The sequence below is a fragment of the Clostridium sp. ATCC BAA-442 genome, assembly GCF_964239415.1.
In the GTDB taxonomy this organism is placed as follows: domain Bacteria; phylum Bacillota; class Clostridia; order Oscillospirales; family Oscillospiraceae; genus Flavonifractor; species Flavonifractor plautii.
Genome location: NZ_CAXSQB010000009.1, coordinates 58,954 through 81,110, shown reverse-complemented (window position 1 = coordinate 81,110; position 22,157 = coordinate 58,954). Strand labels below are relative to the sequence as shown.

Below are 22,157 nucleotides of genomic sequence, written 5' to 3'. Positions count from 1 at the left end.
CCTTTTATTCCGGCCACTCATCGCCGTCACAACGGCTGATGAAGTCATAGTGCAGGCTCTCAAAATAGTCGTTGGGATAGGATTCACCATCCTGATGAAGCTCCAGTCCCTCCAGATCCATCATCTCATTGATATATGCAAGGGCATCATGGATACCCGCAATGTGTTCGTCCTGAAGTATTTCAGCCAGCACTTCTCTCTGCGCTGGTGTCAGTGCGGCGAAAAGATCGTTTTTTGCCTTGTTGTCATCCGTTTGGGGGAAACCATCGCCCTTGACCCACCGGGCCGTCATGCTGTCTTTACGCTCCACAAGGCCGTCAATAAATGCTTTATACAGTTTCAGCTCCTTGCTCATGGCAGATCCTCCATTCCCAAGCAATTTATTTCCGTATTAAACTCCCGTTGTCAATGAGGGCAGCCTCCCGGATGCGCCGGAGGGATTCCGGTTCCAGCAAAAGCTCCCGCAGGTTCGGGTTCTCAAAGAAGGACATGGGGTGGAACCTGTGTCGGCCCGGCCACAGCCGCTCCGTCGCCAACCGCTTCGCGGTCTGGAGCGCCTTCTCCCGGTCGCCCAGATAGGGATAGCGCCCGATAGGAGGACTCCGCCAGCGGAAAACCGCTGGGCCGTTCCGTGGTACAGCGTCTCCGGCGGCTCGGTTACGGGGAGTCCTACATCCACTTGGATGGAGTGCCCCTGGTTGGCTCGGATCAGCGTCCGGTCTTCATTGAAGGCATACCGCTGTTTGCTGTCGCTCCTCACAATCTCCTCCAGAATGTCCCGATTGATGGGGTACTTCTTACCGATGCCCGCCGGCAGCGCATTGACATCCGCCCAGCCATGGGCGTCCAATTAGGTTCTGATGACCTCCGGCTTGTGCCGAAGGATTAAACTCATATTTGCTGATCTTTGTAAGATCAGGTGTTGTCTCTCTCGTGCAGTGTCCTCCAAATGATCTCTCAAGCTGACTCTATCCGGATGATGGGCCGGTAGAAGTCATAGTCGCCGTTCAGTTCCTTCTCCTCCTGCACTTCCGGCTTACAGTGCGGCGAACAGGGCAGGAAGCCGAGAAAGATTCCCAGTCCGCCGCAGATGCTGCGCCCGCCATCGCCGCCGCAGGTGGTAAACCCTTTGGCTTTCACCACCTCCCGCATATAGGGGTCATAGGCGACGGACAGGCCGAAGAAGTTGGGTTCCTCCATATCGAAGGGCTTGTCCTCATCCTCCGGACGTTCAAAATGGTGCAGATGCATGGAGTAGTCCATTCCATCCCCCCAGGGGAACAGGGTGCGGCACCCGCCGCCGCACAGATAGGCCCACTCGTCCGCCGTAGGCAGCGAAAGGCCCTGCTTCTCCAGTTGGTCAAGAAGCGCACCGTAGTCTGTGCGGTTATAGATCCAGATCTGAAAGCCCTTTTCCGTCCGCTCAATACGGGCTGACTGGTGCAAGGTAAGGCTGTCAAGGTCGCTCCAGGCAAAATCCCGGAACTTCTTCAGCCAGTCGGGGCGGGCGGTCAGTCTGGGATCGTCCATCTTGACCGGCTCCCAACACAGCTCCTCCAGCTCCCGGCCCACCAGCATAGGGCCAATGGCTGCCTGCCGAACGGGAGCCATGCTTTCACGGATCATCTCCTCCGAATCACACTCCATCTCCCATTCCTGGAACAGATAGTCCAGTTCCTCTCGACTGTCCTGATTCAGTCCCACAGCGAACCGTTCCCAGCCCAAGGTGACGGTATCGCCGGGGACAAAGACGAACTCCCGGCCATCTTTTTCGAATATGCCGGTGGTGCAGCTTTGGCCCCAGCGGTCAAAGGTATGTAGACCGAGGAAGGTCATAGCATAACGAGCAGCCAGGTTCTCCATCAGCACCTGTTTCTCGGTGGTATCCATTTGATTGAATTGGGGGCGAAATCGTTTTTCGTTCATAGCAAGTCCTCCTACAGTCGATCCAGATTATCCTGTAAATTGCCTTGCATCAGATGTTGGGCGATAGCTCGGTTTAGTCCCTTATGGGGATGATAGGATGCCTGCTCTGCATCGTGGACACACTCCTCCATCAATGCCTCTGGTGAAATTCCTTGCCGCTTGCCATTGCGGTGGCCAAAGGTGTAGCACACCGATTTGAGAAAATCGAAGATATAATCATGGTTTCCCCGCATATTGGGCAGATCGTTGAAAGAACCCATTCCGCCGTATGCCAAAAGATGGTGGGCGACCTCCCGCCGCTGGGTCCAATCCTCAATATCCAGCCCCAGCCAGTCGAGCCAGTTTTTGAATTCCGGGTGGTCTGTCTGTAGGATTAGCCGCAGACAGACCAAGGCCTCAGTATAAATATCTGTCTGTTTCATCAGATTCCTCCTGATTGCTTTAACGCTCCATTGTGGGTGTGGCTCTCCCAGACGGCCTCAAATTCCGTTTTCTCTATCAAACAGGCATGGAACTCCTCGCCCCAGACATGGGCGTTGAATTCCTCCACGGTGGGAATGGGTGTGATTTCAATGGCTCCGTCGTAAAGGTCGGGGATGTTGTGGGTGCGGCCGCCGGCGAAAATGTCAATGGAACGGAAGGCCAGCCGCTCATGCTCTGTGTCCACCTCATAGAGGATGACCGGTGGTTCTCCCTCCGGTGCGCCCTCCCAAAAGAGTTTGATGTACTCCATCTCAATACTGCTCCGTCACAGCACGGCGGGCTTCCTCGATGATGGCCTGGTAGTCCGCATGGAACGGCTCAACCAATTCCTTTTCAAGCTGTGTTTGAATGTGCCAGAGGACCTCTTGTTCCGACGGATCTTCAAATATCTCCTCTACATCCTCCAGCCGGTGGAGCAGGTCGTACAGCACCAGCAATTCGTCGCGGGAAAGTTCAATACTCATGTTCATGACCTCCTGTTTCTTTTGCCAAAGGTCAGGAGCCAATCTGTCCTGCATCTGCCGGGCGTAAGATGCTGCGGCCCGCCAGCAGCTCCTCCAGTTTTTTGGCCAGCGCCTCCACAATAGCATGGCAGGGGTTTTCGTATCCTACGATCTCCAGCCTTTGCAGCTCGACACAATGGAGTGTTCCATAGAACCCAAGCATAAAGTCTGTTAATTCAGCAATCATCCGATAGCCCTCCATGTTGTTCACATCGGTCTGGCCCTCTTTGGCGGTCATCAGACCGATGATCCCCACCGCCACAGTGAAAGCGCCGCAGCAGGACTGCTCGGTCTGCATCCCAAGGCCCATGACGGAGAACATCTTCCGTGTCTCCTCGGACAAATTCAGATGGTAATATTCATTGCAGGCCATGAACATCGCCTCGGCGCAGGTCAGTTCGGTGCCGATGTGATAGTGGTTGACCAGTTCATAGAGTTTCATTTCTGCCATACCGTACTCCAATCGCAAAGCATTTCATTCTGCGTCACCCGGCGCAGCTCGTCCCGCACCTCCATTAGCGCAAAGCCCAGCAGGTTCTGCCCCCGCCACTTCATCGGGTCCTGGGCCCCCGGGGAGCTGGACGAGAGCCGGATGCCCCAGATGCTGTCATAGGGACTGGCCTCCACCAGCACGCTGTCCCCGGTAGAGAGGAGAAACTCCCGCAGGTCACGGTTCTGGCTGAATTTGCACCAGTTGCCACCCAGCACAATGGCGTATTTGAACCTGTCCCATACCTTCTGGTCAAAGCCCCGCACCTTGCGGCCCAGGGCCTTGATCTGCCTGGGGTCGCTGCATTTCAAAATCTGGTCCCGGATCTCCCCGTCACGGAACAGCTCAGCTTTTGCGGCCATCATATACTGCTCCATGCAGAGATAGGTGTCAGCGATGGACCAGAAGTCCTCCATCCACCACTGGCTGAGGCAGCTTTTCGTTAGCTGGCCGCCCTCGGCAGGCTGATGGCCCCAGAATAGGTACAGTTCTCGCTTTCTCCCCATGGAAAATTCCTGCTGGAGCCACTGGTGGGTGTACTTGGGCTGGCCCTCCGGCTGCCATGCATCCACCCAGAAGTCACCATGTTCCAGCACCTCAATCTTGTCCTCGTCATCCCACCAGCCCTTCCAGGTCACCGGTTCGGGAAAGAGGTTGCGGTATTCCGTCCGCTCCTCCGATGAGAGGGCGTCCAGCCAATCGCCAAATCGGTCTATGTAATCCTCCCCAGAGCCCATGCGCCAGCCGATGGAGTATCGCTCGATCTCCCGGTGAGCCAGCCAAGGGGGAGGCATGATTTTCTTATCCTGTAGCGCCATAGGGTTTGCCCTTTCCTGTTAGATGCTGCCGCAGTTCTTCTGTCATATCCAGTGGAGTACCGTCCGGGGATGTGATTTGTGCCAACTCCGTTTCAGTCAGATTTTTCAGGAAAATGCAGTATTCGTTTGGGTATCCGCCTACAAACTCCATTTTTGGTATCCCGATCTGCTGTGGGTCGGTGATCCACAGGCAAGGCTCCCCCGTAGCCCAAAACTGGGTCAGAGTAAGAACCTGGCCGTTGTAAATAACTTTCTGCTCCATCCTCATTCCTCCTGCATTTTCTTCAGCAGCTTCACGATCCGCTCCCGGTTCTTTGCGGTTTTCATGAAGGTGGGTAGATGGTCAGCCTGGGTCTTTCGTGGGATGCCCAGCGGCTTTTCCCGCAGGTCGGCGCTGAGATAGTCGATCAGATAGGCAAGATGTTCCCGGTTGAGAGACCAGACCGGCTTGCCTTGAAAGGAGGTCAGGAACCACAGTTCCAGACCAAACCAGGGCTCCTTTCCGTCCTTGATCTCAGCGGCATAGGAGAAAGCCTCCGCCGTCTTGTGTACCTCGCCCGACATGGTCGTCCCGCAATAGGGACAGGCCACATGGAGAACGGAAAAGTGCTGCTTTGCCTCATCTTCAATGTCCACCCGATAGCACCTGCCACAGTTCCTACATTGGTTATGTACATCGTAGCGGTAGACCGTCCGGTCGCGGGTTTCTTGATGGCCGCAGCTCAGGCATCGGAAATAAGCATTTTCATCGTCCGCTGTCACAACACCTGCGCGGTTGCATTTTGGGCATTTCACCTGGATGCCGGAGGTCAGGGCGCTGTAGGTACTATATGTAAAATAGGGTTCATCAACCATTCGGTTCATCAATTCATATCCTCAAAAATCTCGTAGCTGCTCAAACTGTTCGATCAGGGCATCTTTCTGGAGCGTATCTCCCGGCAGGGCATCCAGGATACCCCGCAGGGCCATATAAATTTCATCCCGTTCCTCGGTTTCGATAAAGCGCATCTTATTGAAGGTCTGGGTATAGGCTGCCACCGCCTCCAGCGCCTGGGTCTGGGCGTCCCCGTCCGGCTCAGCGGCCAGCTTCATCATCTGAGAACGAGTCTTGCGGTATTGATCGGCTGCCTTTTTCGCGGCACTGGCGGGGATATGCTCCGCGCCGTCCCAGCCCCGGAAGGGGTTGTCCAGATTTTGCGCCAGCCACTCCGGTTTCCGGGGCTTGGTGATTCGCAGATCCATGCCTGGCTTGCCTTTCCAGAGCTGTTTTGCCGCTTTTGCAGCGTCCTCCGGCAGGCTGGTCATCCAGAACCAGTGAAGATTTGGCATCTGCTCCGGGGTTGGGGTGTCGGCCGCGTCGAAGCCGAACAGGTCGAAGGTGGAGAGGTCTGTCAGTTCTCGGAACTGTGCCACAGCAGAGAAATGTCTCAGGTTTCCCGGCGCGCCCCAGAGCCGCAGCTCCTTCAGGCTGGGATGAACAACGGGCAAGCCGGTCATGTCAAACCCTTCCAGCCGGATACCATGCAGTCCCCACAGGTTCGGCAGCTCCGGGTGGGGGCGGTATTCCCTGATAAATTGGAGGGTTAAACCGCTGCCATTTCCGGCGGCATGGATGGTGCAGGCGTCCGGCCCCTTGTTCTGGAACAGGAGCTGCTCCGTCTCCTCGCCAAGCCACAGTTCCTCCAGGCCAGTCATGTCCAGCATCAGCTTTCTGACGCTGGTGCCCCGCAGATCAAGTTCCCTCTGACCGTGGCTCAGTAAAGTCAGTTCATCAAGGAAGGGGTTTTCCCGCAGAAACTCCAGCAGATCCGGGTGCCACCGCTCGCAGATGAGGTCGGAGAGGCAGGGCAGCGCCTCCAGTTCCCGCGCTGAGCCAAAGGGTAGATATTTGTCCATCAGCCGATGGCTGCTGACCTTCACCGGGATACCGCCAATCTCCGTTTCCCCGTCGCTCTCTATGGCCTCCTTGAAGGCCCGCCGCCGCTCCTCCGGGATCTCCTGCCACTTGATCTGACGGTACACCTCATAGCCGTCATCCCAGCGACCGTAGGAGTGGCAGGGCTCATCGGCGAAGGATGGCAGGATACCCACCAGCGTGTACTGTGGCGGGATTTCCACCGGCACCCGCAGCAGGTGAAGTTCACGGGGCCAGTACATGAAGTCCTTGTAGAGCGGGCGGAGATGGGGCAGTTCCTCCGCGGTCAGAGGGGCGTCGCCCACCCAATCCAGAGAGAGGATCACCGCCCAGGACTCCTTGCTCACCGTGTCCGGCGGTGCAATATAGGCCACCTGACAGGCGGTGTAGCGTTTCAGGTATTGGTTGTAGACCGTATAGACCGATCCGGCGCTAGCTTTCATGGGGCAGCAATCCTCTCATCCGTTCTTTTCCAGGTAGAATCCCCACACGCAGTTGGAGAACTCCCCGGCGGCAAAGCGGTGGATCTGCCCGTTGATCTCCACCTCATAGACATGAAACACTTTTTCCGTGCCGTAATGGGGATCGATGACCGCCGCTGTTTCCCGGCAGTCGCGCCAGCGGTATTGAAAGATATTTACGCCAAACAACGTACACTGCCCATCGAAACCGGATGTTTCAAATTTCCATGTCATTTCGTATCCCTCACAATCCCACGCGCTGCCAGCCGTCCAGCCGCTCCTGCACCGCGTCGATCTTCCAGCTCCCGTCCACACGCTTCATGAGGAAGCGACGGTCAAAGCCGGTGTTTTCCTCTCTGGTGTAGATGTAGAGCTTGTTCTTGGTGATCTGCTCCGCGTCCAGGAACCCTTCCCCCTTGTAGGTTCCCTGGGCGCTGTAAGAGAGTGCCAACGGCCGGTAGCCCGGACGGGGCTTTTCGCTCACATACCTCTCCCAGATCGCCAGAAGGCGGGGCGCAGCTTCGGAGTCCTCAAATCCGGCCTGCTCCATATATTGCTCCCATTCTGTCATCTCGGCAAAGAAAGCGGACAACACCCTGCGGCATTCCTCCGCCGCCTGCTCGTCCAGCACAGTGGGCTTTTTGGCCTTCTCCCGCTGGATATGGAAGAAGTGTTCCATCTGCTCCTTAGTGAATTGCTCATGGGCCACCGGCTCGATCCGGCTGTTCCCGGCGACGGCCAGCAGACCATCATAGGTAATTGCGGTATGGTCGATCTGGATGTGGGAGAGCTTGGGGATGGCGGCTGCCTGGAGCAGCCCGCCGTCGTCCAGCCCGGTGCGGTTGAGGGTCAAAAGATCCAGCTTGCAGTTTTGCAGGGCGGACAGGCCGCTGCCGTGGATGGCGGCGTTGCCGTCCAGCAGCAGATAGCGCAGCTTGGGCATGGCAGAAAAAATGGGAAAACAGGCGTCGGTGAGGGCGGCGTTTTCCACACCAAAGTTGACCATGCTTTTATGTCCGGCAAAGGCTGCAAGCAGTTCATCCGATACAGGGTAGTCCTTCACATGGAACCCCACCAGGGTGTAGCCAGCCAGTCGCTCTATTAGATTCATGGTCAGCTCCGGGATCTCAAACTGTTTTTCTCCATCCAGGGTCAGGACACCGCTTTCCCATGCTGCTGTCCGCGCCCGTTTTGGCCATTCCATCGCTTTCCTCCTTACGCCTGCTCCTTGTAGCAGGCTTCGATGTCGATGAACCGCACATACACGGCGCAAATTTCGCCCTTTGCGCCATAGCCGAAGTAGACGGGATAGTAGCCATCACCCCAGCCGGAGGAGAAGACAGGCAGATTGCAGTCCGTGCCCGGTATCGTCCAGTTGAGCCAGTCGCCGTGGCTCTCCTGATACTTGGGATGGGCTTTGGCGTTTTCCTCCATCAAGTCGCAGAACAGGTCGTTGTAGGGGTCGATGTCCGGGTCCTCCTCCAGCCGCTTGGCCCAGTACCTCTTAAAGGCTGCCTGGGTTTGGATGTCCGCAATGCACCCCATCCCGGCGTCTACGCCAAAGCCAAAATAATCGTCCTCGCCCAGTTCCTCCTCCAGGTCCTCTTTGCCTGTCATGCCCAACTCATAGCGGACAGGCTTCTCCTGGCTGACCTCCACCTTGACACAGGCGTAGCGGTCGCCGTATTGTTCACTGGGTACCACGCAGATTTTTACTGGGTAAGTCCCGGCGGGGATTGTCTGTATAAAGGGCGGCGTGTCCTCCAGCTCCACCAGCGGATCGCAGGCGAAGATCTGCCCGGTGGGGAAATGGACGGGGCCGATGTCCAGCACATCCACCGCCATGTTCCCAATCAATTTCTCTGTAAAATGGGCCTCCAGGTCAGCTTTGCAGGCCAGTTTGTCCTTGGTGGATTCGTATTTGTTCAGCCATTCGGTCGTAGGCATATCAGCTTCCTCCTGTTGATTCAGTTCCTTTATGTACCCGCTCTTTGAGCCGTCCCAGTAGCAGTTCACACACCGGCCATTCTGAAAATGATGGGGACAATTCGGATAGCCATAGAGAATATGGGCACATTCCGGGCACAGTCCCATCATCTGTGAGGGGCCTTTGAAAAACAGGCTGCCGCACTCATCACAAACGGCCAGTTCTTTTTTTGCCACGGGTATCACCAGTCCCTTTCCCGGATGGCCTCCTCGGTGTCAATGGGGATATTGAACCACTCCAGAATGTAGGCCACGGTAACGCCGATGCAATCACGGGCCACCGTTTCGATCTCGCTGTCGTTCTCGTCAAACTCCTCCTGAAGATCATTGATGCCGCAGACTGCCTCATCCAGCGTTTCCTGTATCACTTCGGTGTCGGTTTCGCCGCTTTCCAGCAAGTCGATGACCTTCTGGAGCTCGTCCTTTACCTTGTCTACCAGAAAAGCAGGATAGTAATCATCCTGATACATCTCGTCCAACAGCTTATAATCCGGGTCAAATGCTTTCATCGTGATTGCTCCTTTCTCATTCAAACATCAAACCGTATGATTTGGTCAGGCTTCCGTCGTCCTCATGGAAAATACACTGATACAGGGGCTGGCGCTGTGTTGCTTTGCGGAACCTCTCCAGAACAGGAGCCAGCGCCTCACCGGTAGGGATACCGAGCACATCAGACACCCGCCGCAAGCTGCCCCTATCCATATCTTCCAAGTTACAGTTACGCTGCCTCTGCCCATATTCCTCCAGTGTTTTGGAATCCACATACTGCTTTGTATCACAGCAGTCATGCCAGCAGATACAGCTCACAAGCAGGGAAAAGAGATCGTCCATGCTCTCAGCCAGACGGCCTGTCTCACCTTCGCTGCTGTAATAGCCGATGGAGCCATCTTCCAACAAGTGGTATTCTCCGCCGGAGCCATCTCTGGCAAATGCCATGCCGGGCAGTGTGAAGGTTGCTCGACCGTCCGCCTCATCCCTAGGGGACAACTCATCCAGCAGGAAGAAGTCAAAAAGCGAATCAAATTCCTCTGCCAAATTAGGATTTTCACGCAGTATTTTCAAATAATCCATAGCTATTTCCTCCAGTTATGCTTGCGATTGATTTCTCATTGCTTCCCATCCAGCGCCTCCACGGTTTTCATGGCAGCGGAATCAAATATACACTGCCGCAAATCGCGCTCGATCAGGGCGAACACATCGGGAAGGCATTCAATCTCATCCTGATACTCATATTTCGCATACAGTTTCCCGTACTCGGAGATCCAAACCTCTGCCGGGTAGTAGTAGCCGATATGACCGATAGGCTGACACCGCTCACCGGCGGCCTGTTCGATCTCCGCCAGCTCACAGCCGGACATGTCCCGAAAATAGGCGTCCTCCAAATGGTCTTTGATCCCGTTAACCAGGTAAGGAAACAAAGCAAATTCAAAGTCAGCCGCCCAGTTCATCTTTTTCTGCTCCAGGTACCACTCACAGCACAGGCCGAAATACTTGCGGTAAAACCGCTGGACGGTCTTCATCATCGGGACGCCATGATCGGCGTAATACTGCTCCGCAATGGAGATGTCAACTTTTCGCCCTTCGTACCACCCGGCGTACTCCATCAGCTGCTTGACCTTGCTTTTGAGGTCGCCGGAGATTAGGGTGCGTTCTTTGATCATTCGAACCATCTCCTGTCTACTACAGATCAAAGTTCATTTGGATAGCCGATCTTATCCAGTCCTGCCTTGATTTCCTCCCACTCGCTGCGCCTGGGGTTCAGCGCGGCGACCAGTTCCTTTGTCACCGGCGCCCCGTCCGCAAGCCGGCGCACAGCTTCCAAAGGCAGGTCAGCGGGAAACCACTTCCCGTACTCCACATAGGTCTGTGCCTCGCCGTCGATTCTGGAGAGCAGGTCCCTGGACGCATCCTCGCCGTCCATCGGATTGCAGTGCCAGGCGATGCCATCTTTCGTCCAGACGCAGAAGGTGCTTTTCATCTTCTTGACCTCATGGCTGGTCATGAGCTTTTGCAAAGCGGTCGGCATCCCGTCGGTCAGGTCTTCGATTCAGGGGAGTTTTTCTCCCAGTCGTAGAGTTCGGAGTCCACACCGTTGATGACGCAGCCTTCGGGCGCAAACAGGACAATCATGCTTTGGCCGCTGCCATCGGTGGCAAAAAATGCCTCCCTGCCTTCGGCAGACGCATTGCTCTGGGATACTGGTTCCTTTGCACAGCGTAGTTTCCCCCCGACAGTCTTTATACCATTGCAGGCGGATCTGCTGGATCAAAAGCGTGGGCAAGTGCTACGCCCTTTTTCTTTCATCAGCTCTCATGGGTAATGCAGAAAATCTCCTTGTTCAAGTCAAAGTAGACCACCATCAGCTCGTCGGTGATTTCCGGGTTGAAAGACAGGTCCAGAATAAAGGCTTGCTGGCCGGTTTCGCCATCCACCAAGCTGCCAAAACACTTGAGCCGCAAAAAGTCCACCATCTCGATAAAAGACAGCTTGGCCGGATCGGTTCCCGGAAAAAGATCAGCCGCAATATCCGGGCCTACGTCGTCCCGGTGGAACTGCATGAAAAAGGTCACGAGGTCGTGGTAGGGGCTGCTCTCGTCCGCCAGCGCCGCTTTGATGGCGGCTTTGGCCTTTTCCGCCAATGTCTCCGCCTCATCCAGCATTTCGCCCACCGCGTCCATGGCAGAAGGATTGTCGGTCAGTTCCTCATCTACATCAAAGAAAAAGGGCAGTCCCGTGTCCTCGGGAAAGGTAAAAATTTCCTCGCCGGGCGTGTATTCAAAATCAATGCGTTTACTGTTCAGTTTCATCAGGCTATCCTCCTTATCCTGCAAGGTTGGCATAGGTAATGCCCTTCTTCAAAGAGCCGCTAACCTCTACCGCATGGCCCCAGAACATATCGTCATCGTTATAATAGGCGGTAAAACGGCCGCCGGGAGAAACGGAAACCTCGGTGAGCAGGATGCGCTGGGCAAACTCCTCCTCCGTGATGGGGGCTGTCTCCGGGTCACGGGCGCTTTCCTCATCCTGGGAAAGCCAGTTGTTGGCAAGCCCAGTCAGGTTTTTGGCCGCAAAGTCCCGCATGGCCTTGTCCCAGGTTTCCTGATCTGTAACCAGCCTCTTGGCGGCGTTGCGGGCGCGGGTCCATGAGGGCTTGCTCTCAGCATTGACCTCCAGAGAAAGGCGTACATCCTTTCCGCACCACTGGATCTCACCCTCAAAGGCATCATAGTCCTTATCCAGCGTCAGCTCACCCAGCACTTCGTCCTGGATCACCACCGGCTTGTGGTACTCGTCCAGAATGGCCTGAAGCTCCGGGCAGTCCTCATGAGCCCTGACCACCTCGGAGATGCACCAGGGCCGCGCCACCAGGTTTTGCGCCCATTCTTCCTTCATCCGGCGGATCTTCAGACGGCAGATCTGCTCGTTGCGAAAGCGTCCCCAGCCCCTTTCGCCGTCCCGCTCCTCGTTGGTGACCGGCCACTCCAGCCGCTCCTCTTTGGGGCTGGCCTTGCCGGTGTCACAGAACACCATGCCCAGCGTTACAACGGTCATTCCCCAAAAGTCTCCCTTGTTGTGATATCCTCCCCCGATACAGCGCTTGATCAGAGCGACCACTTCCTGCTCCTTAGGCTCGTACATCCCATAGAATTCCTCAAACATGGGCGCAACCTCCTTTACAGTCCTTCCAAAACCGCCGCAATCTTGGGGAGAAACTCCGGAGAAACTTCCTGTTCCAGTGCGCCTCGGTAGGCCAGCACCGCCTGCCAGGAGTAGTAATAGAAGCTGTAGAACAAGTCCGCGGGGAAGACCTCGTCCTCCTCGTAGCGCATCTCATCTTCTTCCTCGTCGTATTCCTCTGACCACAGGTATTCTTCTTTCAGCAGATCAGAGAAGCAGGGAAGGGGAGAGGCGTGTTCCATCTCATCTCCATCGTGGAAGCACTGGAGGATGCAGGCAAAGAAGTCCAGCAGCTCCCCGGCAAGGAAGCGAGCCACGGGGTTCTGGCCGCTCTCCATGAGGGCCTTCTCCAGAATCCGGTTCAGGAACACCGTGCCGAAGGGGGTGGCGTGCCACAGGGTGCCCTGGTGCTCCAGGTTGGTGGTGAACACGTAGAGGGACTTTTTGACTGACGCCAAATCACGCATCTGTTCCAGGACTGTCAGGTGAGCGGGAAAATCCGTCCCCCGGCCATAGGCGGTGGTGAGCCGATGCCACGGGACATCAGCGACCTTGAGCTGGCGGATGTAGGTTTTGTTTTCTTCTGTCATGTCGTTGCCCTCCTTATCCCGCTGTCTGACTGCGGTACATCTTCTCCAGCGTGGTGTACCACCGTTTCAGCATGGTTTCCAGACTGGTTTTCCCGCTGCGATCTGTAAAAACAAGAAACTTTTGCAGCAGTCTGGGGAACAGATATTTGCCCGCTTTTGTCAGGTCCTGATTGAGATAGACCATCCGAAGGATACGGCCTTGCTGGTCCAAAGGGTTCTTTTTCAGCAGTTCCTTGTCAAAGCAGAACCGAAGGAACACCACATTCTCATCATAGAAGTCCTCCACCACAGCCGCGCCAATGCTGGTGTATGTGATGTCGTACACCAAACGGCTCCAGTCAAATTTCTCGGCATAGAGCAGTTTCAGCGCCTTCTCCCAGTGTTCCTCCGGGATCACCAGCATCCTGTGCTGGGCGGTGCCGGAGTAGCCGCGGTAGACGGGTTCCGGCTGCCCCAGCAGTTCGCTCACACTGTCGGCATAGACGAAGCACAGTTCCTCATCGAACAGGCCGCCGATAAAGTTGCCGTTGCAGTACAGCATATAGTTCTTGAACTTGGCGGGAGAAAAAGAGAGGTTGTATTCCTGCGAGTCCAGGATTTTATATACCTTGTTCAGAAAGTCTATTGATATCATGGCATTGCTCCTTATCCTTCAAACCCACCCTCGATCATAGGACTTACTTCCTCTGCTGCTTTACTTGATAGGGAACGGTTCGGCCCAGCACCCGGCCCTTGCCAACGGAATTGGCCCCCTCATAAATCAAGAATTCCGCATTGTGTTCCAGCGGGCCGTAGTCCACAGTATCCGGGTAGAGGGGCTGGGCATTCCCCAATGCCGGTTCATCAAATACACACTCGGTTCCATCCAGGAAGCATACACCCAGATACTCAGCGGTTCCCACGACTACAAAATGGGGGCTATACTTTCCGCTGACCAGGCTGGGGGGAGCCTTTCGTTTGCCGATCCAAAAGATGACCTCCACATGGAGCACCGCCCGGTTTTCATCTGTCCCGATCATGCCAGTCCCTCCATTCCAGCTTACTCTCCGAATCGCTCGGCAGCATCCTGATAGACGGTGATGCTCTTTGCCACTTTCTTTTTCTGGCTGCGAATGTGGAAGTAGCCCCGCAGAACGCGCTTCAGTTCCGGGTTTTCCACCTTGCGGGGCAGTTGTTCCAAAGCCATCATTGGCTTACTCCTTTTTAATCTATCCCACAATGGTGGTTGCCTTGACGGTCAGATTTTCGAAATCCATAGCGATCAGCTTCTCGGCGGCCTGTGGGGTACACATGAACCAGGTGCTCACGCCCCAGGCGTCCATCCTTGTGACGGTGAAGAAGTCAGTTTGGGCAGAAGTAGGTTCTCTTGCGTCAATATAGTAGTCGGAGTAGAGATACACCAGATCCACCTCCCGCTCCGGAAGCCACCTGGCCCGGCGCGCCCGGAGCTTGCCGCTTTTCAGTGTCTTCTCTCTGGGATTCTCGAACCACTTCAGCTCCTTGATCTTCAGGCCGGTGAAGGTATCCATCAGCCGCTGGGCGATCTCCCGGTGGGTAAACACCCCGCAGTTCCAGGGGCCCATCAGCCAGGTCATGATAAAGTCACCCACCTTGCTGCCGGGAGCAGGGGGCCCATAGACGCTCTCATCCGCCCACATGACTTCCATCTTTTCGCATTGATCAGGCTGGGGACAGGACCGCTTGTTGCCGTAGCGGTACATGATATTCACATAGCCGTAGTCCTTGCCGGTCCGGTCATGCCCGACGGATTCTATTTTATAAGCGGTTATGGACATTGCAACTCCACCTCCTGGGCCAGTGCAAAGTCATTAGGGTTCATCCTAATCAAGTTGATCCTGCACCTCTTTGGGCAGGTCATTCCACAAAATATCATATGTAAACTCCCGGATCTCCGGATAACACTCCCGCGCGGTCTGTTCCGCAATATTCCGGTCGAGATAGTGCATCTCCTGGTGGAAAAACCAGTTGAGCTTTTCCATGAGCCGGTAGAGACGGATCTGTTCTTCTTGGGTCATGGGGTACCTCCTTAGAGTGTCGGAAGATGGAACGGCTGTACTCATGCCAGCTCCGCATCCAAAATCTGTACTTGTTTTCCTTCCTCGTTCACATAGTAAAGCGCAATGTAGTCAATGCCATCCCGCTTGACCTGCTCCCAGGGCATCCGTCTGCCGCTGAGCAGTTCCACGGTATCCGCCTCGTCCGCCTCGAAACCCTCTTTTTCATCCTCATAGTCAATGCTGTAGCCCAGCTCCAGCACTAGTTTGGAGGCGGGGATCTCATACCGCTTAAGGGGGCGGTGTTCCAATTCAGCCGGATCGTGTTCATCACAGAACAGATTGTCATAGCCATGCCGCCCGCCGTCGAAGATAATGAACGCCTCGCCGCTCTCCGGGTCACGGGCCGCCACCAGTCCGGGGGCCTCGTCACTATCTACAATATAGGATTGAGGCTCCCCCTTCACTGTAAGCAAGTCTCCGTAGTACCACACCTCCAGCAGTTCATTGCCGGTGGTGGAACACAATGTCACGGTGGGCAGACGCTTCTCGGCCCACTCCTTCACATGGCCGGTGAGCCAGGTAGGATATTTTTCAGTCATCGTTTCGGCCTCCTTACAACATCCAAGACATAACACTGGTCACAATCAGCACGATCCCCAGCAAGAAGAATATCACCCGCCGGGAGCCGCGGCCATAGCGGTGGGAGTCCGGCTTGCCGGTGGGGTCGCAGAGCCAGTTCCAGCTCATGATCGCACCAATCAGCAGGACAGCGCCGATGATCAGTGTCACCCAGCTCCAATGCTCCTGCAAAAAGGCTGTAATCTGCTCACTGTTCATTCAGGTTTCTCCTCTCTTTATCCCTGCATATCCGCACCAATGGGCCCCTTTTTCAGTATTCCATCCACAGTGACCACATGGCCCCAGAACATATCGTCGTCCTCATACCAGGCGGTAAAACGCCCGCCGGGAGATACTGTAAACTCGGTGAGCAGGATGCGCCGGGCGAACTCCTCCTCCGTGATGGGGTCTTTCTCCGGGGCCCGGTCGGTCTGGTCATTGTCTGCCAGCCATTCGTTGGCCTGAGCAGTGAGCGTCTGAGCAGCCATCGCCCGTAGGGACTTGTCCCAGACTTCCTGATCTGCCAACAGGTTCTTCATCACATTGGTGACGCGGGTCCAGGACGCTTTCTTTTCAATCTCCACATCCAACGAGATCCGGACTTCTTTCCCCATCCACTGGCAGGTTCCATCGAATGTGCTCATCTCACGATCCAGCGTGAGTGTCCCCAGCACTTCATCTTCCAAAAGGATGGGCTTTGTGTACTCCGCCCAGATCTCCTCCAGTGCCGGACAGGTTACACCTTCCTCCAGTACCTCCGTGACATACCACTGGGGTTCACTGAGGGCGTCGCCTTTCCAGCCGCGGGTCTTGATCCGATAGATGTTGCCCTTGGCAAACCGCTTGGAATAGTCACCGGATTCCCTTTCCTTGTCCGTCAGCGGCCAGCTCAGGCAGCATCGGCCGGAGAGCACCTGTCCGGTCTGGACATCCGCCATGGCGAGGGCATGGGTATGCGCCGTCCAGAAAGTATCCAGAAAGGTCTTGTCCGCGCTGGTGCCGCTTTGGATCAGCACCAGCTTTTCCTCATCTTCCGGGGCGTACAGGGCAATAAAGTCCTTGACTTTTCTTTTTTTCATGGTGTTCTCCTCACGCAAATACCTGCCGGTATTTCTCTCTCAATTCTTCTGGGGCCGCTTTGATGACCTTGCTGCCACCGTTTTCGGAGGACGGACCCCAGATGGCCCAGAGTAGGCTCTGCCAAGCGATGGCCCGGAATTTCGGGTCCTTATTTTCTTCTGACAGGAGATAAGCGGAAAAGCGGCACTTGACTGCCAGTAGAGCATCCAGGCTTTCCGCATTGGCAATCAGACTGCGGAATTCCTTGGCAGGCTTCATCCACTGCATAGACAATGCGCCCCGAACCAATACCCCCAGTGTCCATGGTTGAAAACCAAACTTCCGGATAAAGGCATGAAGGAATTTATCTTGCAGGGAGGAGTGCTCGTCGTCGCAGAGATCCAGATACTCCGTCACGAGCGGTGCCCACTGTTCTCCTTCCAGTCCCAGAGCAAACACGGCGAAGGTTCCGGGCATGGCGCAGGATTCATCGGAGAGGTTGTTGTACCATTCATACTCCCGCATGGCCAGCCGTGCATACCGCTCAATATCGGCGTGTAATTTGGGGTATTGGACAGCACAGGCAAAGAACTGATTAACTCCCTTTTTAGGAAGTCCAGGAATGGGCAGATAGTTTTTCTCTGAGCCACGGAACTCCACCGAGTAACTGCGGGGGAATTCCTCCTGCTCCAGCACCGCGCACAGATAGTCCAAGACTTCCGCATAGCACTCCTCTGTGCAGTCCCTGGCGGTGATGCGGACGGTGGCAAACGCATCATTGGCCGAGGCGGTCAGGTACTTTGTTTTCCGCTTTTGGATGTTAGGCGGCAATTTGCCGCTGCCATTGGCTTTCAGTTCTTTTACCATGTCGGGACGGAGCTGGGAAACCAGGCCGAGGATGTGTTCGGTTTTGAGAGACTCAAAACTCTGCCCATACACGGTGTGGCAGACTGCCACATAGCAGGCAAAGCGCAGCAGCCCTTCGTCCACATCCTCCAGGCGCAATTCCGGACACACCGTGCAGGGCGGAAAGACGGTAAACCCATCTTCCTGCTCTCCCACAAGGAAGAACCGCTCCTGCACCTGCTTTTCTATGTACTTCTCCAACTCATAGCGGATCTCCTCCCAGCAAACCAGCCGCCGCATGGCATCGCAGAGGGAAACCGCATCCTCGCAGGGAAATCCCTTCAGCGGCAGTCGGGAAAGATACCGCTCCAGCAGCTGATCAGGGAGAAAGGGCGTTCCGTTGTGGTTTCGCACCACGGTCGGGTAATCGGAGTGATTTTCACGAGCAGTGCCGTTCAGAACATCCTGGATGCAGAGATCCGCCTCCGCCAGCACCTCTGGAGAAGTATCCGGCTTGTGGATCAGGTAGTAGCGGCCCTTCACGCCGTCACGCTTTGGCAAACTCATCGTATGCGCTCCTCTCAGGTTTGCTGATGCTGCATGGATAGGATTTGGCAATCCGGACAGAACTCCACATAGAGCGTTCCCTCCGCACAGTCATACACCGTATCCCACTGGATCTGGGCCAGATACTTCATGGGCTTTCCGCAGTGGGGGCAGATGGTATATTCCGCGTCCTGCACCCAGTTGGCAAAGCCGCCAATGGTGTTCACATCGTCGCAGGCGGCGCCGTAAAACAGGGGCACAGGTGTTTTGGCCAGCACAAAAGAATTTTCGGTGAGTGCCTTATAGTCCTCTGGCCGGACATAGCATTTTATCCTCTCCGCCCCGTCAAAGAGCTCCGAGGGAAAGACCTCCACGCCGCCGTCCAGGGTAAAGCGGTTGAAGGCGGGGCCTTTCAGGAAGCCCACGCAGTTGGGACAGCAGGTGGCCGTCAGAATACCGTCTAGCCCCAAGAACTTCAGCCGCTCATCCCGCCCATCCAGCACCAGCATATCCACCATATGCCCGCCACAGTGGGGACAGGTGTCCTCCCGTGCCCGCCCGATGCGAACGGGAGACGCTTCGCCGGTCGCCCCCTTGACCATAGGATAGCAGGTATTGAAGTTGAGCTGCGTCCGATGGCCATCCTTATCAAAGGTCCAGCCGCCACACTGGGCATAGCTGGACGGATCCACATAGAGACTCTTGCGCCAGGGCCGGGGGTTCCGCTCCAGTTCCAGCAGAGTCTCCATTGCCTTGTCATCTCCCTGGAAGGCAAGGCAGGACATCAGTTCGGCAGCATTTTGGGAGCTATCCGTTTCCAGTAAAGCGGTGATCAGCGCATCCCGTACATCATCCGGTGCTCCGTAATAGAGTTCGCAGGGATAGAATCCCTCTACAGCCAGTGCTGCCCGTTGGATCTCCGGGGTAATGGCATCCCGGTAGCCTAAAAGCTGCCAGAAGTTGGTAAACTCCGGGTCTTCCATATCCGCCAGCCGCTGGATATTCTGAATCAGATTTTTCTGCTTCTCTGCAATTTGTTCCGGCATCCATCCCAGCGCGGTTTTTCGGCTTTTCTCGCACTCGCATTTCCAGCACAGTCCCTCGTAACCCAAGGGTGTCCCACAGCCGAGGCAGGTGTATTTCAGGCTCATATTCTCGGACTCCTTTTCGAAGATAGAAAAGCGCCCTGCGATATCCTGTCACTTAGACAGGTTAACGCAAGGCGCAAAAAGGCCGCAAGAAAGAAACCACATCCACCCCCAGATGTGGTTTCCGCCACACACAAAATCCATTTTTATATAGAAATAAAGTTATCTTTAACTGATTCGTGTGCATCTCCCAAAAACTTCCGCCTACATCACGCATGATCCCATGCGTACAGTGTAAGTTGCTTGTGATACTTTTATATATGGTTAGTTGCTTCTTTCAAACCATAAGGTCGGATGGTTCTTTTCCATCATACCTAATTACATGGAAATTATCAACTAAAACTTGAATTGATAAAATCCCAGAAACTGTTCTCTGTTAGGAAAACACATAGATGATGACTGACAACGGGCGTACCAATTTTTAGCACGCAATATACAAAGAATAAGCACTATAAAGCATATTCAAAAAAGCCCTTGAGACATACTATCAAGAGATGAGTAAAAAAGTGGGCTACAAACAAGCTCCAATTCTCCAAGAATTCAATTATTGCAAGAGAAATCAAAGCCTTTATGCCTATTTTTGAGTGTTTTTCGTGCTTTTGTTTTTTTAAAGAATTCTCGTCGCTGCTTATGATGGTCAATTTTTGTAAAAATGTATATATTTTGGTTTATCACAGAAAAATTTTTGATTGATTGCCACTGTGTTCGCTACCCCAAATGATAACTTTTTTGATAACAGTTCGCCGTGCCCCTGGATAGTTCTCTCTTTCTGGGATATGTTGTGTTGCTGCAAAGGAGGTACATCATCATGGCAAAACGCAGGCCATCCGGCGACGGCATGGTACGAAAAAAGGAAGACGACCGCTGGGAGGGCCGGATTGTGGTGGGCCACAAGGCAAATGGCAATCACATCTTCCGGTATGTGTAGGGCCGCACGCAGAAGGAATTGCTGAGCAAACTCCATCAGAACATCGAAACCTATCAGGATGTGGAGTTGACCGAGGACAGCAGAATCACCCTGGGCGAATGGTTGGATCGATGGCTGGACGAGTACAAGTCAGGGACTATACGCTCCAGCACCATGTACGCTTACCGGCAGTATGCCAGACTCTACATCAAGCCCATCCTGGGAGATAAAGTAATCTCCCACATCACCTCGACGGACATCCAGCGGATGTACACTAAACTGAAACGGGAGGGGCGCATCCATGCCATGCTCCACCAAGCAATGAAAGACGCGGTGGGCGCACACTTAATCGCCAAGAATCCCACCGAGGGCGCAGTAGTCCCCAAGCCCAACTACCGTCCAAAGCAGATTCTGAATGAGGAACAGTTGGACACTTTCATGATCGCTATTGAGCAGGACGAGGTGTGGAGGGACTTCTTCTTCACAGAACTGACCACCGGCCTGCGCCGGGGGGAAATCTGCGGCCTTCGGTGGGAGGATTTCGACGAGGTAGATGGAACCCTCAGAGTCAACCGCTCTGTCAGCACCCGCAAGGCGGGCAACCTGGAGGTCGGAGAAAAAGGGCCGGCGCACCATCTCTCTGCCGGACAGCACAGCCCAGCGCCTTCGGGAGCGGAAGGAAACCGCCATTAGTGATTGGATATTTCCAAATCCCCTGCATCCAGAGGAGCCGGTCAATCCCGGCTATGCCTATAACCGGATGAAGACGATCCTGAAAAACGCCAGACTGCCCAGTATCAGGTTCCACGATTTAAGGCATACCTTCGCCACCCACGCCCTAGCCGGAGGCGTGGACGCCAAGACCCTCTCGGGTATCCTGGGGCACACCAACGCCAGCTTTACCCTGGACACCTACACCCATGTGACCGGGGAAATGCAGAAACAGGCGGCGAATATTGTAGGCGACTTTATGACAAAACTGTTGGGAGAGGAGTGGAAACCGTGGCAAGGAAGCGAAAGAACGGCGAGGGAACCGTCCGCCTGAGAAAAGATGGCCGCTGGGAGGGCCGGGTGGTCATCGGTTACGATGAAAAGAACCGCCCCAAAACCAAGAATGTCTTGGCCAAGACAAAGAGCGAATGCGTGGAGAAGCTGAAGCGACTGCAGGAGCAGTACGCTCCGCCCAAGTCAGACAAGGTCAAGCCTGATATGCCCTTCAGGGAGTGGATGGACTTCTGGTATCAGAACTACTCCAAACCGAAACTTCGGCCTACCACCCGTTCTGGCTATGAGGGCAGGATCTATCAGCATATCATTCCGGAACTGGGCAGCATCCCTCTGGATCAGCTGACACAGAACGACCTGCAGCAGTTCTACGCTCGACTGAAAAAGAGCGGGCGGCTCCTCCACACAGAACACTACGGCAAGGGGCTGTCTGACCGCATGGTGCGGGCCTGCCACATGAACTGCCGATCCGCACTGGAAAAGGCGGTACAGGATGGCCTGATCCGCGTGAACCCCGCCGTCGGCTGCAAGCTACCGCCCAAGAAGGCCCGAGAGATGCAGGTGCTGACCCGTGAGGAGATCCAGCGGTTCCTGATCCAGGCCAAGGCGGAGGGATACTTCGAGCTGTTCCTGCTGGAGCTGACCACCGGCCTGCGCCGGGGAGAACTGCTGGCCCTCCAGTGGGATGACCTGAATCTGGAAACGGGAGAACTACAAGTCACCAAGCAGGTCTACCGGACAAAGGAGGACGGGCTCCTGATTTCCCAGCCCAAAACGAAATCCTCCATCCGCACGGTCAGCCTGCCTCCGCCGCTTCTGAACATTCTGAAAGAGTACAAAGAGGGCGTAAACTCCCGGTGGATGTTCCCCTCGCCGGTCAAGGAGGACTCACCGCTGGACCCGGCCTACATCAGAACACGGCTGCACCTTATTCTGGAACACGCCCAATGTAAGCAAATTCGTTTCCATGATTTGCGGCATACCTTTGCCACCATCGCTCTGGGAAACGGGATGGATGTGAAGACCCTCTCCGCCATGCTGGGCCATGTTTCGGCGGCTACTACACTGGACATCTACACCCACATCACCGATCCCATGCGGTCCGAGGCGGCGGCAAAGATTGACCAGAGGATCGGAAAAGCGGGGGGGGGGGGGGGGGG

The 22,157-nt window shown here is 55.2% G+C and carries 32 protein-coding genes and 1 pseudogene; 2 read left to right on the top strand and 31 right to left on the bottom strand.

The window, feature by feature from the left end; genetic code table 11:
* Positions 1-4: 4 nt before the first annotated feature.
* From ACESY8_RS06100 to ACESY8_RS05950, 31 genes are all read right to left on the bottom strand, one after another.
* On the bottom strand, positions 5-355 hold the full coding sequence (locus ACESY8_RS06100) for a DUF6547 family protein (protein WP_054338412.1): 351 nt from the start codon (positions 353-355) through the stop codon (positions 5-7).
* A gap of 36 nt (positions 356-391) precedes the next feature.
* Complete coding sequence (locus tag ACESY8_RS06095; protein WP_434307940.1) at positions 392-850, bottom strand: RNA 2'-phosphotransferase; 459 nt, start codon at positions 848-850, stop codon at positions 392-394.
* Between the two features lie 107 nt (positions 851-957).
* Positions 958-1,926 (bottom strand): hypothetical protein, encoded by a 969-nt coding sequence (locus ACESY8_RS06090; RefSeq protein WP_434307941.1) that lies wholly within the window; start codon positions 1,924-1,926, stop codon positions 958-960.
* A gap of 11 nt (positions 1,927-1,937) precedes the next feature.
* Complete coding sequence (locus ACESY8_RS06085) at positions 1,938-2,348, bottom strand: DUF6966 domain-containing protein (protein ID WP_054338410.1); 411 nt, start codon at positions 2,346-2,348, stop codon at positions 1,938-1,940.
* Positions 2,348-2,659 (bottom strand): DUF6881 domain-containing protein, encoded by a 312-nt coding sequence (locus ACESY8_RS06080; protein ID WP_009260968.1) that lies wholly within the window; start codon positions 2,657-2,659, stop codon positions 2,348-2,350. The genes ACESY8_RS06085 and ACESY8_RS06080 overlap by 1 nt, the downstream gene beginning before the upstream one ends.
* Before the next feature lies 1 nt (position 2,660).
* The gene (locus ACESY8_RS06075) at positions 2,661-2,873 is read right to left on the bottom strand and encodes a hypothetical protein (RefSeq protein ID WP_054338409.1); all 213 of its coding nucleotides are present in this window, start codon (positions 2,871-2,873) and stop codon (positions 2,661-2,663) included.
* Between the two features lie 31 nt (positions 2,874-2,904).
* The gene (locus ACESY8_RS06070; protein WP_009260970.1) at positions 2,905-3,363 is read right to left on the bottom strand and encodes a C-GCAxxG-C-C family protein; all 459 of its coding nucleotides are present in this window, start codon (positions 3,361-3,363) and stop codon (positions 2,905-2,907) included.
* On the bottom strand, positions 3,351-4,196 hold the full coding sequence (ybiA, locus tag ACESY8_RS06065; protein WP_434307942.1) for a riboflavin biosynthesis intermediates N-glycosidase: 846 nt from the start codon (positions 4,194-4,196) through the stop codon (positions 3,351-3,353). The genes ACESY8_RS06070 and ybiA overlap by 13 nt, the downstream gene beginning before the upstream one ends.
* Positions 4,197-4,203: 7 nt before the next feature.
* Positions 4,204-4,482, bottom strand: a complete 279-nt coding sequence (locus ACESY8_RS06060; RefSeq protein ID WP_174888197.1) for a hypothetical protein — start codon at positions 4,480-4,482, stop codon at positions 4,204-4,206.
* Between the two features lie 2 nt (positions 4,483-4,484).
* A complete protein-coding gene (locus ACESY8_RS06055; RefSeq protein ID WP_054338406.1) occupies positions 4,485-5,084 on the bottom strand; it encodes an SIR2 family protein in 600 nt (199 codons plus the stop codon).
* A gap of 12 nt (positions 5,085-5,096) precedes the next feature.
* Positions 5,097-6,578 (bottom strand): hypothetical protein, encoded by a 1,482-nt coding sequence (locus ACESY8_RS06050; RefSeq protein WP_054338405.1) that lies wholly within the window; start codon positions 6,576-6,578, stop codon positions 5,097-5,099.
* A 15-nt stretch (positions 6,579-6,593) separates the two neighbouring features.
* Complete coding sequence (locus ACESY8_RS06045) at positions 6,594-6,830, bottom strand: hypothetical protein (protein WP_007493205.1); 237 nt, start codon at positions 6,828-6,830, stop codon at positions 6,594-6,596.
* Positions 6,831-6,840: 10 nt separating this feature from the next.
* Positions 6,841-7,800: an NTF2 fold immunity protein gene (locus tag ACESY8_RS06040; protein WP_055180368.1), complete on the bottom strand. Its 960-nt coding sequence runs from the start codon at positions 7,798-7,800 to the stop codon at positions 6,841-6,843.
* An 11-nt stretch (positions 7,801-7,811) separates the two neighbouring features.
* Positions 7,812-8,543: a DUF4241 domain-containing protein gene (locus ACESY8_RS06035; RefSeq protein ID WP_054338404.1), complete on the bottom strand. Its 732-nt coding sequence runs from the start codon at positions 8,541-8,543 to the stop codon at positions 7,812-7,814.
* A gap of 221 nt (positions 8,544-8,764) precedes the next feature.
* Positions 8,765-9,091, bottom strand: a complete 327-nt coding sequence (locus ACESY8_RS06030; RefSeq protein ID WP_054338403.1) for a DUF5713 family protein — start codon at positions 9,089-9,091, stop codon at positions 8,765-8,767.
* A 16-nt stretch (positions 9,092-9,107) separates the two neighbouring features.
* Positions 9,108-9,653, bottom strand: coding sequence for a hypothetical protein (locus ACESY8_RS06025; protein ID WP_007493214.1), 546 nt, complete (start codon positions 9,651-9,653; stop codon positions 9,108-9,110).
* 35 nt (positions 9,654-9,688) lie between these two features.
* Complete coding sequence (locus ACESY8_RS06020) at positions 9,689-10,243, bottom strand: SUKH-3 domain-containing protein (protein WP_054338402.1); 555 nt, start codon at positions 10,241-10,243, stop codon at positions 9,689-9,691.
* A 26-nt stretch (positions 10,244-10,269) separates the two neighbouring features.
* Complete coding sequence (locus ACESY8_RS06015) at positions 10,270-10,596, bottom strand: hypothetical protein (protein WP_225123431.1); 327 nt, start codon at positions 10,594-10,596, stop codon at positions 10,270-10,272.
* Positions 10,597-10,885: 289 nt separating this feature from the next.
* Positions 10,886-11,389, bottom strand: coding sequence for a DUF2004 domain-containing protein (locus tag ACESY8_RS06010; RefSeq protein ID WP_054338401.1), 504 nt, complete (start codon positions 11,387-11,389; stop codon positions 10,886-10,888).
* A 13-nt stretch (positions 11,390-11,402) separates the two neighbouring features.
* A complete protein-coding gene (locus ACESY8_RS06005; RefSeq protein ID WP_054338400.1) occupies positions 11,403-12,242 on the bottom strand; it encodes a DUF2262 domain-containing protein in 840 nt (279 codons plus the stop codon).
* Positions 12,243-12,256: 14 nt separating this feature from the next.
* A complete protein-coding gene (locus ACESY8_RS06000) occupies positions 12,257-12,850 on the bottom strand; it encodes a hypothetical protein (RefSeq protein WP_009260982.1) in 594 nt (197 codons plus the stop codon).
* Positions 12,851-12,863: 13 nt separating this feature from the next.
* The gene (locus ACESY8_RS05995) at positions 12,864-13,484 is read right to left on the bottom strand and encodes a hypothetical protein (RefSeq protein ID WP_009260983.1); all 621 of its coding nucleotides are present in this window, start codon (positions 13,482-13,484) and stop codon (positions 12,864-12,866) included.
* A gap of 43 nt (positions 13,485-13,527) precedes the next feature.
* Positions 13,528-13,869: a hypothetical protein gene (locus ACESY8_RS05990; RefSeq protein WP_007493234.1), complete on the bottom strand. Its 342-nt coding sequence runs from the start codon at positions 13,867-13,869 to the stop codon at positions 13,528-13,530.
* Between the two features lie 20 nt (positions 13,870-13,889).
* Entirely contained in the window at positions 13,890-14,039 is a 150-nt protein-coding gene (locus tag ACESY8_RS05985; protein WP_007493235.1) for a hypothetical protein, read from the bottom strand.
* A gap of 19 nt (positions 14,040-14,058) precedes the next feature.
* Positions 14,059-14,646 (bottom strand): hypothetical protein, encoded by a 588-nt coding sequence (locus ACESY8_RS05980; protein ID WP_007493238.1) that lies wholly within the window; start codon positions 14,644-14,646, stop codon positions 14,059-14,061.
* Positions 14,647-14,691: 45 nt separating this feature from the next.
* Positions 14,692-14,886 (bottom strand): hypothetical protein, encoded by a 195-nt coding sequence (locus tag ACESY8_RS05975; protein WP_007493240.1) that lies wholly within the window; start codon positions 14,884-14,886, stop codon positions 14,692-14,694.
* 41 nt (positions 14,887-14,927) lie between these two features.
* Positions 14,928-15,467, bottom strand: a complete 540-nt coding sequence (locus ACESY8_RS05970) for a hypothetical protein (protein ID WP_007493242.1) — start codon at positions 15,465-15,467, stop codon at positions 14,928-14,930.
* Positions 15,468-15,480: 13 nt separating this feature from the next.
* Positions 15,481-15,705: an Imm17 family immunity protein gene (locus ACESY8_RS05965; RefSeq protein WP_054338399.1), complete on the bottom strand. Its 225-nt coding sequence runs from the start codon at positions 15,703-15,705 to the stop codon at positions 15,481-15,483.
* 17 nt (positions 15,706-15,722) lie between these two features.
* On the bottom strand, positions 15,723-16,565 hold the full coding sequence (locus tag ACESY8_RS05960; protein ID WP_039997486.1) for a DUF2262 domain-containing protein: 843 nt from the start codon (positions 16,563-16,565) through the stop codon (positions 15,723-15,725).
* Positions 16,566-16,575: 10 nt separating this feature from the next.
* On the bottom strand, positions 16,576-17,958 hold the full coding sequence (locus ACESY8_RS05955; protein WP_054338398.1) for a DUF6138 family protein: 1,383 nt from the start codon (positions 17,956-17,958) through the stop codon (positions 16,576-16,578).
* Positions 17,959-17,972: 14 nt separating this feature from the next.
* A complete protein-coding gene (locus ACESY8_RS05950) occupies positions 17,973-19,088 on the bottom strand; it encodes a hypothetical protein (protein WP_054338397.1) in 1,116 nt (371 codons plus the stop codon).
* 805 nt (positions 19,089-19,893) lie between these two features.
* Between ACESY8_RS05950 and ACESY8_RS05945 the strand changes: the two are divergent.
* Positions 19,894-21,037, top strand: a pseudogene (locus tag ACESY8_RS05945) (tyrosine-type recombinase/integrase).
* The coding region (locus ACESY8_RS05940) for a tyrosine-type recombinase/integrase (protein ID WP_498794662.1) at positions 20,995-22,157 on the top strand (1,163 nt) is incomplete at its 3' end. The pseudogene ACESY8_RS05945 and the gene ACESY8_RS05940, both read left to right, overlap by 43 nt.